The 17,551-nt window shown below is 60.8% G+C and carries 16 protein-coding genes and 1 tRNA gene; 7 read left to right on the top strand and 10 right to left on the bottom strand.

The genetic code is table 11. From position 1 onward, the window contains the following. Window positions 1–265: 265 nt before the first annotated feature. On the bottom strand, window positions 266–1,150 hold the full coding sequence (locus X773_RS45795) for a hypothetical protein (protein WP_031211314.1): 885 nt from the start codon (window positions 1,148–1,150) through the stop codon (window positions 266–268). 307 nt (window positions 1,151–1,457) lie between these two features. On the opposite strand from X773_RS45795, the gene X773_RS45790 reads away from it, so the two are divergent. From X773_RS45790 to rimO, 4 genes are all read left to right on the top strand, one after another. Then, a tRNA-Ser gene (locus X773_RS45790) sits at window positions 1,458–1,547 on the top strand. Between the two features lie 281 nt (window positions 1,548–1,828). Further along, entirely contained in the window at window positions 1,829–2,236 is a 408-nt protein-coding gene (locus tag X773_RS45785) for a DUF930 domain-containing protein (RefSeq protein ID WP_036238130.1), read from the top strand. A 170-nt stretch (window positions 2,237–2,406) separates the two neighbouring features. Further along, window positions 2,407–3,066, top strand: a complete 660-nt coding sequence (locus tag X773_RS45780) for a TerC family protein (protein ID WP_023675054.1) — start codon at window positions 2,407–2,409, stop codon at window positions 3,064–3,066. 152 nt (window positions 3,067–3,218) lie between these two features. After that, on the top strand, window positions 3,219–4,532 hold the full coding sequence (gene rimO / locus X773_RS45775; protein WP_023675053.1) for a 30S ribosomal protein S12 methylthiotransferase RimO: 1,314 nt from the start codon (window positions 3,219–3,221) through the stop codon (window positions 4,530–4,532). A gap of 65 nt (window positions 4,533–4,597) precedes the next feature. Here rimO and X773_RS45770 read toward each other — a convergent pair whose 3' ends face one another. The 8 genes from X773_RS45770 to X773_RS45735 all read right to left on the bottom strand — a co-directional run bounded on the left by X773_RS45770 (window position 4,598) and on the right by X773_RS45735 (window position 12,873). Next, the gene (locus tag X773_RS45770) at window positions 4,598–5,665 is read right to left on the bottom strand and encodes a BMP family ABC transporter substrate-binding protein (RefSeq protein ID WP_023675052.1); all 1,068 of its coding nucleotides are present in this window, start codon (window positions 5,663–5,665) and stop codon (window positions 4,598–4,600) included. Window positions 5,666–5,712: 47 nt separating this feature from the next. Next, the gene (locus X773_RS45765; RefSeq protein ID WP_031211313.1) at window positions 5,713–6,687 is read right to left on the bottom strand and encodes an ABC transporter permease; all 975 of its coding nucleotides are present in this window, start codon (window positions 6,685–6,687) and stop codon (window positions 5,713–5,715) included. Beyond that, window positions 6,687–7,799: an ABC transporter permease gene (locus tag X773_RS45760; RefSeq protein WP_031211311.1), complete on the bottom strand. Its 1,113-nt coding sequence runs from the start codon at window positions 7,797–7,799 to the stop codon at window positions 6,687–6,689. The genes X773_RS45765 and X773_RS45760 overlap by 1 nt, the downstream gene beginning before the upstream one ends. Further along, a complete protein-coding gene (locus tag X773_RS45755) occupies window positions 7,796–9,361 on the bottom strand; it encodes an ABC transporter ATP-binding protein (protein WP_023675049.1) in 1,566 nt (521 codons plus the stop codon). Before X773_RS45755 ends, X773_RS45760 begins: the two co-directional genes overlap by 4 nt. Window positions 9,362–9,540: 179 nt before the next feature. After that, entirely contained in the window at window positions 9,541–10,518 is a 978-nt protein-coding gene (locus X773_RS45750) for a quinone oxidoreductase (RefSeq protein WP_023675048.1), read from the bottom strand. Window positions 10,519–10,536: 18 nt separating this feature from the next. After that, complete coding sequence (pcsA, locus tag X773_RS45745) at window positions 10,537–11,352, bottom strand: phosphatidylcholine synthase (RefSeq protein ID WP_023675047.1); 816 nt, start codon at window positions 11,350–11,352, stop codon at window positions 10,537–10,539. Then, window positions 11,349–11,963, bottom strand: a complete 615-nt coding sequence (locus tag X773_RS45740; RefSeq protein ID WP_023675046.1) for a DUF1326 domain-containing protein — start codon at window positions 11,961–11,963, stop codon at window positions 11,349–11,351. Before X773_RS45740 ends, pcsA begins: the two co-directional genes overlap by 4 nt. Window positions 11,964–11,976: 13 nt before the next feature. Next, a complete protein-coding gene (locus tag X773_RS45735) occupies window positions 11,977–12,873 on the bottom strand; it encodes a DUF2182 domain-containing protein (protein ID WP_036238161.1) in 897 nt (298 codons plus the stop codon). A 103-nt stretch (window positions 12,874–12,976) separates the two neighbouring features. On the opposite strand from X773_RS45735, the gene X773_RS45730 reads away from it, so the two are divergent. Both X773_RS45730 and hspQ read left to right on the top strand, forming a co-directional pair. Beyond that, on the top strand, window positions 12,977–14,185 hold the full coding sequence (locus X773_RS45730; protein ID WP_023675044.1) for a UbiH/UbiF family hydroxylase: 1,209 nt from the start codon (window positions 12,977–12,979) through the stop codon (window positions 14,183–14,185). A gap of 221 nt (window positions 14,186–14,406) precedes the next feature. Continuing rightward, window positions 14,407–14,730, top strand: a complete 324-nt coding sequence (hspQ, locus tag X773_RS45725; RefSeq protein ID WP_023675043.1) for a heat shock protein HspQ — start codon at window positions 14,407–14,409, stop codon at window positions 14,728–14,730. Between the two features lie 122 nt (window positions 14,731–14,852). Here hspQ and X773_RS45720 read toward each other — a convergent pair whose 3' ends face one another. Further along, on the bottom strand, window positions 14,853–15,482 hold the full coding sequence (locus X773_RS45720; RefSeq protein WP_023675042.1) for an invasion associated locus B family protein: 630 nt from the start codon (window positions 15,480–15,482) through the stop codon (window positions 14,853–14,855). Window positions 15,483–15,713: 231 nt separating this feature from the next. On the opposite strand from X773_RS45720, the gene X773_RS45715 reads away from it, so the two are divergent. After that, complete coding sequence (locus X773_RS45715) at window positions 15,714–17,534, top strand: extracellular solute-binding protein (protein ID WP_023675041.1); 1,821 nt, start codon at window positions 15,714–15,716, stop codon at window positions 17,532–17,534. Window positions 17,535–17,551 lie beyond the last annotated feature (17 nt).

Raw genomic sequence — 17,551 nt, 5'->3', positions numbered from 1 at the left:
TGTCCCCTATAGCATCGACGAAGGCACCGCAGCATGAACGTCAGCGATGCCAAAGCACCCACTCCAGAAACGCCGGCGACGCCCTACCCCAATCCTTTTTGTGCGCAGGAATTGTTTATCACCGTATTAACCGATTGTGGTCGGAACCGGGCGAGATTGTGGCACGGACCGCCTCGCTGATCGGCATGAAAATCATCGCTTATCGATCAGAAACGCCGTTCGTGGCGCACTTTGCCCCTGGCTTGGCGTGTCTGCGAGCGCAGATTCAGGGACCGAATATCACAAGTTCGGTGAACGTCAGATCTCCAGGTGCGGGTGGTCTGGGACCTTTGAAGTATTTCAGCCCCTTGTTGGGGCGGTACCATCCCACCAAGCCTGGAATCGGCTCCTTGGCGTCGACAAAGCAAACCAGGATTCCGCTTCGCAAGAGAAAGCGCCCCATCGCACCGGCGCAGCGGCTCAAATCCGCAAGCGAGCGGCAATAGATGACCTGATGGCACTGGATAACACCGTGCAACATTCGGCGCGGCATCAATACCAGGGGGAACGCTGCTCCATCGCAGATGCAGATCAACGACAGGCAGCCCAGCGCGGCGTGTTCCGAGAGTATGTATCTCTCACTCTCGGGCAGCATCGCCAATTCCGGAAGATCGGGACGCACTTCGACCACGCGACATGACCGCTGCGTCAAACTTAAAGCCGGCAAGAAGGTAAATTGTCCGCTGGAGAAGAGCCGAAAGCCTAGCGCCCGGTTGGCTTTCAATGTCGCTTGTGCCGGCGAAATGTTCGTGTAGGTCACGTCCTTCCGCTTGAGAACCGCCGCAACCAACATGGCGCCATAGGGACGGAAATCTGCATCGACTGACCAGCTTGAAAGATTGCAGCGGATTTCCTCGCCCTCTGGCCCCTGGTAGCGAGCATAAAGGGTGAGCACAACGCCGACGATCCGACCGGCATGCTCCAAAACAAAGCCATATCGTGGGAACTCGGCAACCGCAGGACGCTGCGACAAACGGGTCAGAGCGTGTATCCAGTAACTCCGGTTACGCGCCGGAAAGCCCCTGCACAGGCAATCAACCACTCCCTCCCAGTCGGTTTCGCGGATTGGTCTACAGCGAAGACCGGGCGGGAGAGCGCCAAGTACGGCCAAAATCAACTCCAGAATACGATTTACTTACATGTGCCTAATGCGCTCCATATATCAGCGCTCAACGATTAATAGTCCGTGCGGGTTTTAAAAACGATTTTCCACACTCAGCACAAACACAGCTCGCCATGACGCTGCTCACCGTCCTGGATCGCGCCGAAAGGTGCGGCCGCCACGGTTGACTTGGCGTTGAATGCGGCTTTACAGGAATGGAGCGCGAACCGGTCGGGGAACGTCCTGGTGCCAATCCGGTACCGACAGCTCGAACCCGCTCCTCTCGCGATATCCTAAGTGATTGAAAAATCACCTTGGAGGGATGGCCGAGCGGTTTAAGGCACCGGTCTTGAAAACCGGCGTGGGTGCAAGCCCACCGTGGGTTCGAATCCCACTCCCTCCGCCATATCCGGCCAATTTCTTCAATCCTGCAGGCATGACGTCGAGTTTTCCGCTCGTCGGATTCTCGACTGCCTGGGTTTAACAGACCGGTCCGCTTCGGGGAGAACCGCCGCTCTGCCCCATGCAGCGCACCACCTCTCGCGTCGCTGAAATGCGACAGGTGCTGATCGTGGCAACGATACCAAAGTACCGGTGATACTATTGCGTAATCAACAACCTGCCACAAAGCGAAGACTGTCACCCGCCGCGCAGCCGCGCTCGTCGGGTTGATTTCTCCGCCCGAATATGATGCTTCTCCCGCCTATGAATAAACTATTTTCTGCGGTCCTCGCATGGACGATAGTGGCTTGGCCGGCCAGCGCGATGGACAGCGCATTGCGCGCCGGCCTGCTGAAACTCGATCCGCAAACCCGGCTGGAGCAGCGATGCGACGCCGAAATTCTCGACCGGATTACCCGCGACGACCACAAATACAAGGCCGATCGTGTCGTCGCCTACGCTTTTGCGACGCCCGAAATGGGCGCCGATGCGATCAAGAGCCCGGGTGCTGCGTTTCGCAGCAAGGGACAATGGTACCGGCTGAAATTCAAATGCGAGACAGCGCCGGACCATATGGAAGTCCTGCAGCTCCGCTACCGGATCGGTGATGAAATTCCGGAAAGCGACTGGCCCAAATACAACCTCTATAACTAGGCATTCGCGACCTGTGGCCGCATTTTGCCGGTGTTTCGGGCCGATCGTCGCAAACTCTGTATATTGCCGGCCTTGTTCCAACCAGTCCCTTGACGCGCGGGAACCATACACGTTAGGCCCTCCAGGCATTCGACGCGAACGGTCGGCCAACCAGCAAGGGACTTCCAGTCGTGGAAATTTTCACTGCCGCGGGCTTCTCTGCCCTGCTCCAGGTCATCGCCATCGACCTCGTGCTTGCAGGCGATAACGCCATCGTCATCGGCTTGGCCGCGGCGGGCTTGCCGGTCGAGCAGCGCAAGAGAGCGATTCTCATCGGCGTGGTGGCGGCGACGGTGCTGCGTATCGGTTTTGCTGCGATCACCGTCACCCTGTTACAGATTGTCGGCCTGCTGCTGGCCGGCGGCATCTTGCTGCTGTGGGTGTGCTGGAAGATGTATCGCGAGCTGCGCACGTCGTATGCCGACGAGGTGGAGGCGACCGAAGCGCTGTCCAATTCCGATATCAACAGCGATGATATGGTGGCCGGCAAGGCGCGCAAGAAGACCTTGGGTCAGGCGGCATTGCAGATCGTCATCGCCGACGTGTCGATGTCGCTCGACAACGTACTGGCGGTCGCCGGCGCGGCGCGCGATCACTTCCAGGTGCTGGTGATAGGCCTCGTCCTGTCGATCGCGCTGATGGGCCTTGCCGCGAGCTTCATCGCCAAGCTGCTGCACCGCCATCGCTGGATCGCCTATATTGGCCTTTTGATCATCTTCTATGTCGCACTCGATATGATCTACCGGGGCGCGGTGGAAGTCTTGCCGCATGTCAGCAGTGCGGTGAGCTGACACGCCGACTCGAATTCTCATCGGTCGGCCTTTCAGCTTCGGCGAGCCTTCGGCGACGCTGGCGGTTGCGTTTCGCCGCAGCCGCTGCCCATACCAATGCCGCGACAAGTGTGATACTGCGCCGCCAATCCTGAAAATCCGGAAAAGCTTAGATGTCCGCCCCTCGCGTCAGTTTCGTCAGCCTTGGATGCCCGAAAGCCCTTGTGGATTCGGAGCGCATTATCACCCGCCTGCGCGCCGAAGGCTACGAGATCGCCCGCAAGCACGACGGCGCCGACCTGGTCGTCGTCAACACCTGTGGCTTCCTCGATTCGGCTCGCGATGAATCGCTCAACGCCATCGGCTCCGCACTTTCGGAGAATGGCAAAGTTATCGTCACCGGCTGCCTCGGCGCCGAGCCGGACGTCATCCGTGAAAGACATCCGAACGTCCTCGCCATCACCGGACCACAAGCTTATGAAAGCGTGATGGCGGCGGTGCATGAGGCTGCCCCCCCGAGCCATGATCCCCACATCGACCTTTTGCCGCCGCAAGGGGTCAAGCTCACGCCGCGCCACTATGCGTATCTCAAGATTTCGGAAGGCTGCAACAACCGCTGCACCTTCTGCATCATCCCGGCGCTGCGTGGCGACCTCGTATCGCGGCCGGCGGCCGACGTGTTGCGCGAAGCCGAGAAGCTGGCCAAGGCCGGGGTCAAGGAGATCCTCGTCATCTCGCAGGATACCAGCGCCTACGGCATCGATATCAAATACCAGACCAGCATGTTCGGCGATCGCGAAGTGCGGGCGAAATTCCTCGATCTATCGGAAGAACTGGGCAAGCTCGGTGTCTGGGTGCGCATGCACTATGTCTATCCCTACCCGCATGTCGCAGACGTCATCCCACTGATGGCCGAAGGCAAGATCGTTCCCTATCTCGACATTCCGTTCCAGCACGCCTCGCCGCAGGTGCTGAAGAACATGCGCCGGCCCGCTCATGGCGAAAAGACGCTCGAGCGTATTCGCGGCTGGCGCGACATCTGCCCGGACCTTGCCATCCGCTCCACCTTCATCGTCGGCTTCCCCGGCGAGACGGATGACGATTTCGAGATGCTGCTCGACTGGCTGGACGAGGCCAAGATCGACCGCGCCGGCTGTTTCAAATACGAGCCGGTCAGAGGCGCCCGCTCCAACGAGCTCGGCCTCGAGCAAGTGCCGCAGGAGATCAAGGAAGCCCGCTGGCACCGCTTCATGCAGCGCCAGCAGAAGATTTCGGCAACGCAGCTAACCAAGAAAATTGGCAAGCGCCTGCCGGTCCTGATCGACGAGGCGCATGGCAATTCGGCCAAGGGCCGGACCAAATACGACGCGCCCGAAATCGACGGTTCGGTCCATATCCAGTCGCGGCGGCCACTGCGCGCCGGCGACATCGTCACGGTCAAGATCGAGCGCGCCGACGCTTACGACCTTTACGGCTCAGCAGTCTGATATTCCGTCCAAAATGAAAAGGGCGCCGCGTGGCGCGCCCTTTCGTTCGATATGTTTCCGACCACCTACTGCGGCAGCTTGTCGTCGACGCCCTTCACGTAGAAATTCATGCCGAGCAACGTGGCGTCGTCGGCGACCTCGCCCTCCTTCAGCCAAGGTGTGCCGTCCTGCTTGGCGATCGGCCCGGTGAAGGGGTTCCAGCCGTCGGCGATCTTCTTGGTGGTGGCTTCGGCCATCGCCTTGACGTCGTCGGGCATGTTGGTGAACGGCGCCAGCTTGACGGCGCCGTCCTTAATGCCGAGCCAGACATTGTCGGGCTTCCAGGTGCCGTCGAGCGCCGCCTGGACGCGGCTGATGTAGTAGGGACCCCACTCGTCCGTCAGCGAGGTCAGCTGCGCGTGCGGCGCGAACTTGATCATGTCGGAGGACTGCCCGAAGCCGTGCAGCTTGCGCTCCTCCGCCACCTGCAAGGCAGCAGTCGAGTCGGTGTGCTGGACGATGATATCGGCGCCCTGGTCGAACAATGCCTTGGCAGCATCGGCCTCCTTGCCCGGATCGAACCAGGAGTTCACCCACACGATCTTCGCCTTGAAGTTCGGGTTGATCGACTGTGCGCCGAGCATAAAGGAATTTATGCCCATCACCACTTCCGGGATCGGGAAGGAAACGATGTAGCCGGCGACGCCCGACTTCGATTGCTTGGCGGCGATCTGGCCAAGCACGTAGCGGCCTTCGTAGAAACGCGCATTGTAGATGCCGAGATTTTCGGCCGTCTTGTAGCCGGTGGCGTGCTCGAACATCACCTTGGGGAATTTCTTGGCGATCTTCACTTCCGGGTCCATGAATCCGAAGGACGTGCCGAAAATGATCTTGCATCCCTCGCGCGCCAGGCGCTCGAAGGCGCGGTCGGCATCGGGGCCTTCGGAGACGTTTTCGAGATAGGCGGTCTCGACCTTGTCGCCGAGTGCCTTTTCCACCTCGAGACGGCCTTGGTCGTGCTGGTAGGAGTAGCCGAAATCGCCGATCGGGCCGGTGTAGACCCAGCACGCCTTCAGCTTGTCCGCCGCCTCGGCTGAGGCCGCCAGCGACAATGCGGCCGTCGTCGCCATCAGGGCAATAAGCAGTTTTTTCATTGTGTTACCTCTCTGAGTTAAGCCTTGGAGCTTCCGTCTTTTTGCTGTCAACGATCCGGAACGAATGGCTGGCCCAAGGAGGCCGGCGTGTTCATCATCGTCAAACGCTTGTTGCGCGAGATTAGAACGAGAACCACGACGGTTGCCAGATAGGGCAGCGAAGAAAGCAGTTGCGAGGGAAACGATTTTAAGAACGCAATTAACTTGTAGAGCAACCAGGGCGCGTCGACGAAGTCCTGCAGATTTATGGCTTGGACGTGAAGCTGGCCAACCCAGATCGCGCCGAAAATATAGGCGCCGGCCAGCACCCGCCATGGCCGCCAGGAGGCGAAGACGACCAGAGCCAGCGCGATCCAGCCGCGGCCGGCGGTCATGTTCTCCACCCATTGCGGTGTGTAGACCAGCGATAGGTGACCGCCGGCGAGGCCGGCACAAGCGCCGCCGAAAATCACTGAGAGATAGCGGTAGCGGATGACGTGGATGCCAAGCGCATGGGCGGAGGCATGGCTGTCGCCGATCGAGCGCAGCGTGAGCCCGGTGCGGGTCTTGAACAGGAACCACATGACGGCGGCGGTCAGCGCGATCGAGATGTAGAAGATTGGATCCTGGCCGAACAGCAGCCTGCCAACGACCGGGATTGCGGTCAGGCCGGGAATATCGAGGTTTGGCAGCCTTTCGCCGGGCTGGCCGACAAAATTCGTTCCCATCATGCCGGAAAGGCCGAGGCCGAGCAGTGTCAGCGACAGGCCGGTGGCCACCTGATTGGTGGCCAGCGACAGCGTCATGACGGCGAACAGCAGTGAGAACACTGCCCCCATGGTGACTGCCGCCAACAGCCCTATCCAAGGCGAGCCGGTGAGATAGCCGGCGCCGAAACCGCCGACGGCACCCATGATCATCATTCCTTCGACGCCGAGATTGAGCACACCCGAACGTTCGACCACCAGTTCGCCGATCGCCGCGATCAGCAGCGGCGTCGCCGCCGTCGCGATGGTCAAGAGGATGTTGACGGTGATGTCCATCAGCGGGCTTCCTCCAGCTTCGGCCCCGCCTCGAGCTTCGGCGCGGAAAAGCCGGTCAGGCGAATGCGGTAATGGATGAGCGTGTCGCAGCCGAGCACGAAGAACAAAAGCATGCCCTGGAACACGCGCGCCACCTTGTCGGAGATGCCGAGCGCGCTTTGCACTGCCTCGCCGCCCAGATAGGTCAGCGCCAGTACAAGGCCTGCGGCGACGATGCCGAGCGGATTGAGCCGGCCGAGAAATGCCACGATGATAGCGGTAAAACCGTAGCCGGGCGAGATCACCGGCTGCAATTGTCCGATGGCTCCCGAGACCTCCGAAATCCCTGCAAGTCCGGCCAGTGCGCCCGACAGCAGGAAGGCAAAGAAGACCATGCGGTTAAGGCCAAACCCGGCGAAGCGCCCTGCCCTCGGACTTGAGCCGAGCACGCGGACCTCGAAGCCTTTCAGCATACGGCTCATCAGGATCCAGATCAGTATCGCCGCGATCAGCGCGAAGACAAATCCCCAGTTTGCCCGGCCGGATTCCGGGAGGAGTTCCGGCAGTATGGCCGAGTCGTTGAACTGGATGGTCTGCGGGAAACCGTGGCCCTGCGGATCGCGCCACGGCCCGCGTACGAGCCAATCGAGGAAGAGCTGGGCGACATAGACCAGCATCAGGCTGGTCAGGATCTCGTTGGTGTTGAAGCGCGTCTTCAGCAGTGCCGGGATTGCAGCATAGGCGGCCCCACCGACCATGCCGAGCAGAAGCGTCAGCGGCAGCACCAATAGGCCTTCGAACTGCGGAAACAGCACGGGGATGATCGAGCCGACAATGCCGCCCAGGATGAACTGGCCTTCGGCGCCGATGTTCCAGATGTTGGCCTTGTAGCAGACCGACAGTCCGACCGCGATCAGGATCAGGGGGGCGGCCTTGATCGCCAGCTCATGCAGCTGCCAGACCTGGCTGATCGGTTCGATGAAGTAGATGCGGAACGCAGTCAACGGGTTGACGCCGAGCAGCGCGAACATGATGGCACCGGCAATGATCGTCAAAACGAAAGCGATGAAAGGCGAGAGTGCCGAAAACAGCATCGAGCGCTGCGGGCGTTTTACAAGTTCGAGGCGCATCAGGCCGTCTCCAGCGTATGTTCGGCATGACCGGGTTCGGCGCCGCCCATCAGCAGCCCGATTTTCTCGAATGTCGCTTCAGCTATCGGCAGCGGCTTCGACAGTTCGCCATTGTGCATGACCGTGATCGCATCGGAAATCTCGAACAGCTCGTCGAGGTCTTGGCTGATCACCAGCACCGCCGAGCCGCTGCGCGCCAGTTCGATCAGTGCCTGGCGGATGTGGGCCGCCGCACCCGCGTCGACCCCCCAGGTCGGCTGATTGACCACCAAGACGCTAGGCCGGCGGTCGAGTTCGCGGCCAACGATGAATTTCTGCAGATTGCCGCCCGAAAGAGCCGCAGCCTCCGGATCCGGCGCGCTCTTGCGCACGTCCATTGCCTTTATGATGCGCTGGGCAGCGGTATGGATCGCATCGCCCTTGACCATTCCACCGGCGCCGACAAACATCTTGCCATCGGTGGCGTGGCGCGACAGAAGCAGGTTCTCCGAAAGCTTCATGCGCGGTGCTGCGCCATGGCCGAGCCGCTCTTCCGGGACGAAGGCAGCGCCCATCAGACGCCTGCCGGTGATGGTGAGGCCGCCGGCATCCTTGCCGCGGATGCGGACCGAGCCGGCATCCTGCTGCAGCACCTCGCCGGAAACGGATTCGAAGAATTCGCCCTGGCCGTTGCCGGCCACACCGGCAATGCCGATCACCTCGCCGGCGCGGACCTCGAGATTGATGTTCCTGAGCGGGATCGAGAACGGGGTCGCCGGCTTGCGGGTGAGTTCGCGGATTTGAAGCAGCACCGGCGCGGTCTCGATACCCTCGGCCGGCGCCCGCACCACGGCCAGCACCTCGTTGCCGACCATCATCCGCGCCAACGAAGACGCGGTTTCCTGGCGCGGATTGCAATGGCCGACCACCTTGCCGTGACGCAGCACGGTGGCGCGGTCGCAGATCCGTTTGACCTCTTCCAGCCGGTGCGAAATGTAGAGGATGGACTTTCCTTCCGAACGCAGCCGTTCGAGCGTCTCGAACAACTTATCGGCCTCCTGCGGCGTCAGCACCGAAGTTGGTTCGTCGAGGATGATGAGTTGCGGCGTCTGCAGCAGGCAGCGGATGATTTCGATACGCTGACGCTCGCCGACCGACAGATCACCGACCAGCGATAGCGGATCGAGAGGCAGGCCGTAACTGTAGGAGAGCGCCCTCGCCTTGGCCGCGATCGTGCTGATCGGCGAGCCGTCATCCAGCGACAGCGCGATGTTCTCCGCCGCCGTCAGCGCTTCGAACAGGGAAAAATGCTGGAAAACCATGCCGATGCCAAGCTTTTTTGCGGTGCCGGGGCTGGTGATCCTGACCGCCTGGCCATTCCAGAAAATCTCGCCGGAATTCGGTTCCAGCGATCCAAACAGCATTTTCACCAAGGTCGACTTGCCGGCGCCGTTCTCGCCAAGCAACGCATGGATCTCGCCCTTGGCGATGTTGAGATCGACATGGTCGCACGCCGTCAACGTGCCGAATATCTTTGTGAGGCCGCGAACCTCAAGCAAGTTTGCGCCGTCCTGATCTGCACTCACGGTGCCTCCATCTGGTTTGCCAGACATGTTCTGTGTTCCCGCAAGCATCGTATGCGCGGGCTGCTCTCTACGGTAAGCGCCTCACGACTTGAAAGAGCTTCAAGAATTTCAGCGGAAACTCAAGCGGTAAAGAGCAGTTCGCAAGAACGGCGGCGTCGGCGGCCCGAAACGGCGGGCGCCTAAGGGATAAGTATTGTTGTCCCGGTGGTCCTGCGCCCTTCGAGATCGGAATGCGCCTTGCCGGCCTCGCTGAGCGCGTAACGCTGGTTTATCTTGATCTTGACGGCGCCGCTGAGCACCACGTCGAACAAGGCGGCGGCGGAAACCTCGAGGTCTTCGCGCCTGGCATTATAGACGAACAGCGTCGGCCGCGTTGCGAACAGCGAGCCCTTCTGCGCCAGCAACGAGATGCTGAAGGGCGGGATCGGCCCAGACGATTGACCGAAGCTGACGAAAGTGCCGAGCGTCCGCAGGCAATCGAGCGAGGCTGGAAATGTGTCGTTGCCGACTGAATCGTAGACAACGTCGCATTTCTTGCCACCGGTGATAGCGGCAACGCCGGCCACGAAATCCTGTTCGCGATAGTTGATCACGTGGTCGAAGCCATGCGCCTTGGCGAGCTCGATCTTGTCGGTGGAACTCGCCGTGCCGATCACTGTCGCGCCGAGATGCTTGGCCCATTGGCCGAGGATCAGCCCGACACCGCCGGCCGCCGCATGAAACAGGATCGTGTCTCCGGCTTTCACCTTGAATGTACGGCGCAACAGATATTCGGCGGTCATGCCCTTTAGCATCATGGCTGCGGCCTGTTCGTCACTGATGCCGTCCGGCACCTTCACCACGCGGTCGGCGGCGATCACACGCTGCCCGGCATAGGCGCCGGTCGTCACAGCGTAGGCGATGCGATCGCCGGGTTTGAGCCAGTCGACATCCGAGCCGACATCCAAGACCACGCCGGCCGCCTCGCCGCCAGGGATCAGCGGAAATCCGCCCTGCGGCGGATAAAGGCCAGAGCGATAATAGACGTCGATGAAATTGAGACCGATCGCGGTATGCTTGACCAGGATCTGTCCCGAGCCCGGCTGCCCGGGATCGGCATCCTCATAGGTCAGGACCTCCGGGCCGCCATGGGCATGGATGCGGATCGCTTTGGACATTTTCTAGCTCTCTTGGGATCAGGCTTTCTTATCCGGCTTGGCGCCGAGATTTGGGAAGAACTGCATGATAGCGCCGATGCAGGCGAGGTAAAGCCCGGTGAACGTAATCCCGAACTTGATGAAATCGCTGACCTGCTCGCCCAGCACGCCGATCTGGTCGTAGAAGGAGGCAAGTGCGGCCTGCGCCAGCGCCAGCGCGCCGAAAGCGCACCAAAGCAGCGTCATGCCGAGATTGATTGGCCGCAGCCGCTTCACCCGCACCGGATGGACGAAATTGATCGGCACGAAGGTGAGAATGCCGGCCACCACGACCACGGCGAAAGAAACCCATTGTCCGGGCTCGATGACGAACAGCGTGAACACCACCATGTTCCAGACGACCGGAAAGCCCTTGAAGAAATTCTCCTTCGTCTTCATGCCGGTATCGGCATAGTAGATTGCGCTCGACACCACGATGATCGCCGCCGACAGGAACGACAGGCGCTCGCCCATGAAACCGCGCTGATAGAGCGCGAAGGCCGGAATCAACACGTAGGTCACGTAATCGATGATGTTGTCGAGCAGTTCGCCCGACCAAGTCGGCAGGATTTCCTTGACATCGAGCTTCCTGGCGATCGGCCCGTCGATGCCGTCGACGAAAAGCGCCAGCCCCAGCCACCAGAACATCGCCGTCCAGCGCTGCTCGCTTGCTGCCACTAGCGACAGAAACGCCAGAAATGAGCCCGACGCGGTCAAGAGATGGACCGAGAACGCCCGCGCCTGAGGCCATGTGACTTTCTTCTTCGGCCGCGGAATCCGGTCGGCGATTTTCCGGGCCGTCGTCTTCTTGCTCACGGGCCCCGCCAGTCCAGCTTGCAGATTTCGGCCGAACGGCCAGCAAAGTTCCAGTTGCGGCCAAAGGCCCGCATTTTGCTCTTGTCGGATTTGGCGACGATGATTTCCGGCGCAATCCAGTATTCCGAATTGCTGATGACCGTATCCTTGTCGCGATCCTTGCCGGTGATTGGCGTCACCGCACCATCGATGATCTTCGGTATCTGAAAGATGCGTGTTTTCTTACGCGTCTTGTACGTGATCGGCACCTGCTCGGCGCCGAGGAACTGTCCGACCAGGATGGAGAGCAGCGATGTGGTTCCACCGGCTTTGCCGGTGAATATCTTCGTCAGTCCCTTCACAGCGTAAACCGAGGCGCGCTTGTCGATGAACAGGCCCGCCGTCCAGTTGCCGCGGCTCATATAACCGGGGATTTCCATGACCAGCCCAAGATTGAGACCGGACAGGTCGACCTCGCCGAAATGGCCGGCATCGATCCGGAACCCCGCCCAGGTTTGGCAATAGCCTTCCGTAGGCGGATGATTGCCGAGCGACAGAACGCAAGGGCAAAAAACCGTGCAATTGCAGGAAAGGATGAGCTCTCCCTTCATTGCCCAGTTTTGATCTGTCATCGAATTCTCCCCCTCATGCCGAGACTACTAGTAGCGCGGCTGCCCAGACAAGAAGTATCGCACCGCCCAACCGCGTCGGCAGATTGCCTGCCGTCTGTTTTTCGACCAGGCTGAACAAGCCGATCAGTGCCATCCAGAACACGTTCATCACACCGACGGCAAACATTACCAGCATCAGCGCCCAGCAGCATCCAAGGCACCACAGGCCCTGCTCCATACCGAGCCGGAAAATGCGAATGGGCCTGGCGCTCCAGTTGGCGAACAGGACCGAGAACGGATTTCTGCACTTCTCCAGACAGGCTTCCTTCAGCCAGCTGAACTGATAGAGACCAGCGATCGACAGCGCGGCTGCTCCGGCAATTCCAAGCAGCGGATCGAGCATCTGCCCGGATGACACGAATGCATGGACTGCGAGCGTCAGGGCAGCGAATATTGCCGAGGCGGCAAGCCAGACGCTCAAATATCCAGCGACAAGGATCAGCGGATGGGCAACGGGTTCCCCCTTGATCCTGGCGGTATCTGCGATCTCGCAATAGGTGCGGATCATCGGCGCCGCGGAGGGCAGCATGGTCGCGATGGCCATCAACAGCCACATCGCGGTGAGTGCCCCGCCTTGCGCGCCTACGCTTGCGCGAAGCGGCGCCGGCGCAAGGCAAAGGGCGAAGAAACGCGCAAGGAAATCCGGCAGCGGCAGTTGCGGCAGGTTCCCCAGCATCGTGTCGCCGGGTGCATCGGTGCCCGGGAGCCGGCTTACGGCACCACGAACTGCCATTTCGCCGAGAAGGAGCCAGGCAAGGGCGATGCCCATGCCGGCAACGACGCTCACCGTCAGTCGAGGGCTGCGCGCAACGCTCGCCATCGCGCGGCCGGTGCCGTCGAGGTGGCTGAAATCGTCTTGTTGGCCGGTCATGGCAACCGAATGGGCCGAATCGCCGCGTTGATCAAGCCGCATCACCTGACGTATATGGACCAGCAGGTCGGACGGGCCTCACCTCGCAATCCGGAAGCCGAATTTGAACCATCGGGAAACAGCACGGATACTGGTCGCCGGCAGCGGCCCTGCGGGGCTGATCGCGGCGCTTGGCTTTGCCGAGGCGGGCTTTCCCGTGACGCTCGTCGGACCCGATGCAGCCGGCCCCGACGGCCGGACGACAGCCTTGATGAACCCTGCCCTGAAGATGTTCGAACGGCTAGGGATCTTCGACGGGATCAGGCCGCACGCAGCGCCGCTCAAGGTGATGCGTATCGTTGACGCAACCAACCGGCTGATCCGCAGCCCGACAGTGACCTTTCGCGCCAGCGAGATCAACGAAGAGCAATTCGGGCTGAACTTGCCCAACAGCGTTCTCAACCGCACGCTAGCCGAGGCTGTCGCGCATTCGGGCATCGAATGGCGAAAGTCGATGGTGGAGGCATGGCGCCTCGATGCCGACCATGCCCATGCCGTTCTCGCCGACGGCAGCGAGGTTGAGGCATCGTTGGCAGTTGCCGCCGATGGCCGTCAGTCGCCGGCCCGCGAGGCAGCCGGCATCCGGACCTCGATCCGATCCTATCCGCAGGCGGCGTTGGTGCTCAATTTCCGTCACCGCAGCGACCATGCCTTCACCTCGACCGAATTCCACACCGAGACCGGTCCGTTCACACAGGTTCCCCTGCCCGGCAACCGGTCCAGCCTTGTCTGGGTGCTCGAACCCGATATCGCCAAGGACCTTGCAGCACTCGACGACGCCGAGCTTTCGACGCGGGTCGAACAGCGAATGCAATCGATGTTGGGCCGCGTGTCGGTTGAGCCCGGCCGGCAGATCTACCCACTTTCAGCGGTGAGCCCGTGGCGGTTTGCGCATCGCCGCGTGGCACTTGTCGGTGAAGCCGCCCACGTGTTTCCTCCAATCGGCGCGCAAGGCCTCAATCTCGGCATCAGGGACATCGACGACCTGATTGGTGCCGCAAGCAGAAACCGCTCGGACCCGGGCGCCGCCAAGGCGCTTGCAGCCTATGATTTCAAGCGGCGGCCGGACATTCTGGCGCGCAGCAGCGCGGTCAACCTGCTCAACATGTCGTTGCTTTCCGACATGCTGCCGGCTCAGATGGTGCGCAGCGCTGGCCTTGGCGCGCTTGAGGGGTTTGCGCCGTTACGGGCGTTTTTCATGCGCGAGGGTCTTCGACCCGGCAGCGGTTTTGCGGCGTTTTTTGGCGGATTGCGAAAACCGGCTGAGCGATAGCGATCTTGGCCACCGCCCTTGATCCGCATCTCGCGATGCTCAACCCGGCAACAAGGGGATCGGGATTGAATTGACGCGGCGTCTGCGCCAAATAATGACGATGTCGACCTTAAGGTCTGGGCCAATCTTTGCCGGACCGGTGCGTAAGAATCTAAAGTCCTGGAGCGTTCCTTGCGTGTTCCAGGATGCGTGGCGTTCAAGAAGTTCAAGTGGTGAGTGCGATGAAGACAGCCAAATTCTCGATCGGACAGGTGGTTCGGCACCGGCTGTTTCCGTTCCGCGGCGTCATTTTCGACGTCGATCCGCAATTCGCCAATACTGACGAATGGTACGAGGCGATCCCCGCTGACGTGCGGCCGCGCAAGGACCAGCCTTTCTATCATCTGCTCGCCGAGAATTCCGAAACGGAATACATCGCCTATGTGTCCGAGCAGAATTTACTCGAGGACCGGTCGGGCGAACCGGTCCGGCATCCGCAGATTGGTGAAATGTTCGACAAGAAGCCGGACGGGCGCTACGAGCCGAAGCACCAATTGAGACATTGACTTAGTCGGAATCTGGCTGGACTGGGACAGGCTTGAGACATGGCCGGACCCGACAAACAGCCGGTCCAAACGAAAAAAGCGGGGCATGAACCCCGCTTTTTTATTCGTCCGAAACCCCTCGATCAGTTGGCGGCCTTCGCCTTTTCCTGCTCTTCCTTGAGCTTCTTGGCAAAGTCCTGATTGTTCTTGGCGACGAACTCCTGGAGCTTCTTCTGTCGGTCCTCGATGTCCGACTGCTGCAGCGGCGGGCCGTCGAAGGCGCCGCTGAAGCCGGTCAGCGCGATCTTGATCGGGTTCGGCTGGTTCTGGAAATTGACCGAGGTCAGCGTCAGGTTCGAACCTTTCTTGAAGGACGCGACGAGCTGATCGGTCAGCGGCACTTCCGCCACGCAGCGATCCGGAAAACAGATCACATAGTCGAGCTTCTGCGCCTTGCCGCCGTCGATCTGGAGGCCGATGCCGGGAGGAACGAGACGGCCGGTCGGAACCGTCACCTGGAACACCTTGCGGTTCACCTTGCCCTTCAATTCGATCAGGCTGACGCCGGTGATGAGCTGGCCGTTGCCGGCGGTGGTGATGTTCTGGACATTGCAGATGTCGACGTCTTCCTGCTTGGTGCAGGCCTTGAACCAGCCTTGCGGAATCTGCTGTTGCTGCTGCGCGGAAGCAGCGGGAATCCCGGCGCCCAGAATGCCGACCACGCCAGCGGCCATGACCGACAGGCGGTACGCGTTGCTGTTCAGGCTCGTCATGTCGTGCATTCCTCTCAAATGATCCCGGAACCGGCTTTTTTCATGCCGTGTGGTCCAGCTACCTGTTGCCGAAATGAGGCAACAGAATGACTTCGGACGGCGTGTTACACTGCAAGCGGTGCCGAATCCAGCCCGGGTCTCGCGAATCTTGGCCGAGGGATAGGCTCAAGGGGTTGGCCGGTGCACGACCGGCTCATGTATGCTGCGCATCGAATCGGGAAGGAGACGGTCATGGGCCGCGTTGTCGTTTGGCTGATCGCCGCAATCTTGTTTGTCGGCCTTTCCCTGCAGCCGGCCCTGTCGGAACCGGTGCACGCGCTTGCCATGCAGGGCGAGCCGGCGCTGCCGGCCGACTATGATCATTTCAACTACGTCAATCCCGACGCGCCGAAAGGCGGCAGCATTACCTATTGCGTCGTCGGCAGCTTCGACAATCTCAATCCGTTCATCCTGAGAAGCCTGCGCACCACCGCGCGCGGCATGATGGATCAAGCCTTTGGCAATCTTGTCTTCGAGCCGTTGATGCAGCGCAACTACGACGAGGCCTTCAGTCTCTACGGCCTGCTCGCCGATACCGCCGACATGGATCCCGAGCGCAAGAGCATCGAATTCCACCTCGATCCCAACGCCAAATGGTCGGACGGCGAGCCGGTGACGCCGGAAGACGTGTTGTTTACCTATGACGTCTTCACCGAGAAGGGCCGCCCACCTTACAGCCAGCGAATGAAAGCGATTGCCAAGCTCGAAAAGACCGGCGACCGCAGTGTGCGCTTCACCTTCAACGACAAGGCCGACCGCGAATTTCCTTTGATCATTGCGCTGACGCCGATCATCCCGAAACACGCCTTCAACAAGGACACCTTCGACAGGACGACGCTAAAGCCGGTGATCGGCAGCGGGCCTTACACGGTGGCGCAAGTCGTGCCCGGTCAGCGCATCGTGTTCAAGCGCAATCCGGACTATTGGGGCAAGGACGTGCCGTCCAAGCGCGGCTTCGACAATTACGACCAGATCACCATCGAATATTTCCTCAACGCCAACGCCAAGCAGGAAGCGTTCAAGAAAGGCATCTGCGCCATCGACGACGACAGCGACCCGGTCAAACGCGAGCGCGATCTCGATTTTCCGGCCTTCCACAGGGGCGAGGTCATCGCCGAAACTTTCGATACCGGCATTCCGCCGGTGGTCAACGGTTTCCTGTTCAACACGCGGCTGCCGAAATTTTCCAATCCGGTCGTGCGGCGCGCGCTCGGCATGCTCTACGATTTCGAATGGGCCAACAAGAATCTGTTCGGCGGCAAATACACGCGCACGATGAGCTTTTGGCAGAATTCCGAACTGTCCGCGCTCGGCCACCCGGCCAGCGAAAAGGAAAAGGCCCTGCTGGCCCCCTACCCCGGCCGCGTGCCCGCAGATGTCATGGACGGCACCTACAGGCCGCCCGTTACCGACGGCTCCGGCCAGGACCGCAAGGTGCTGAAGGCGGCATTCGAGCTGCTGAAGGGCGCGGGCTATACGGTGCAGGACGGCGCGATGCTCGATCCCGAGGGAAAGCCGTTCGGTTTCGAGATCCTGACCGCCTCGCAGGACGAAGAGCGACTTGCCGCTATCTATCAGCGCACCCTTGAGAAGCTCGGCATCGATGTCGGCATCCGCAGCCTCGACGGTGATCAGATCCAGTCGCGCAAGCAGCGTTTCGATTTCGAGGTGCTGGTCGGCTCGACCGGTTTCAACAACTCGCTGTCGCCCGGTATCGAGCAAACCGGGCGCTGGGGATCCGCTGCCGCCAAGGCCGAAGGATCGTTCAACCTCGCCGGCGTCGCCGATCCGGCGGTGGATGCGGCGATCGAGGCGATGCTGAGAGCTCGTTCGAAGGAGGACTCCGTCGCCGCCGTCCGCGTTCTCGACCGGCTGCTGATCTCCGGCAACTACATGGTGCCGACGCAGCACAACAACCAGCAATGGCTCGCTTATTGGAACTATCTGGAACATCCGCAAAAGACGCCCATATACGGTTATCAGTTGCCGACCTGGTGGCGCAAACCGAAGTGACCTCTTCACAACAGGAG

The sequence above is a fragment of the Mesorhizobium sp. LSJC280B00 genome (assembly GCF_000502835.1).
Taxonomy (GTDB): domain Bacteria; phylum Pseudomonadota; class Alphaproteobacteria; order Rhizobiales; family Rhizobiaceae; genus Mesorhizobium.
Note: the sequence above shows the minus strand (reverse complement) of the source record. Positions and strands in the feature narration are given on the sequence as shown.

Bases quoted from the DNA above. Each gene is read 5' to 3' on its own strand.
- X773_RS45720 (WP_023675042.1), bottom strand. From the start codon at position 15,482: ATGACGAGCCTGAACAGCAACGCGTACCGCCTGTCGGTCATGGCCGCT.
- X773_RS45740 (WP_023675046.1), bottom strand. From the start codon at position 11,963: ATGACAGATCAAAACTGGGCAATGAAGGGAGAGCTCATCCTTTCCTGC.
- hspQ (WP_023675043.1), top strand. From the start codon at position 14,407: ATGAAGACAGCCAAATTCTCGATCGGACAGGTGGTTCGGCACCGGCTG.
- X773_RS45735 (WP_036238161.1), bottom strand. From the start codon at position 12,873: ATGACCGGCCAACAAGACGATTTCAGCCACCTCGACGGCACCGGCCGC.
- X773_RS45765 (WP_031211313.1), bottom strand. From the start codon at position 6,687: ATGGACATCACCGTCAACATCCTCTTGACCATCGCGACGGCGGCGACG.
- rimO (WP_023675053.1), top strand. From the start codon at position 3,219: ATGTCCGCCCCTCGCGTCAGTTTCGTCAGCCTTGGATGCCCGAAAGCC.
- X773_RS45715 (WP_023675041.1), top strand. From the start codon at position 15,714: ATGGGCCGCGTTGTCGTTTGGCTGATCGCCGCAATCTTGTTTGTCGGC.
- X773_RS45770 (WP_023675052.1), bottom strand. From the start codon at position 5,665: ATGAAAAAACTGCTTATTGCCCTGATGGCGACGACGGCCGCATTGTCG.
- X773_RS45785 (WP_036238130.1), top strand. From the start codon at position 1,829: ATGATGCTTCTCCCGCCTATGAATAAACTATTTTCTGCGGTCCTCGCA.
- X773_RS45750 (WP_023675048.1), bottom strand. From the start codon at position 10,518: ATGTCCAAAGCGATCCGCATCCATGCCCATGGCGGCCCGGAGGTCCTG.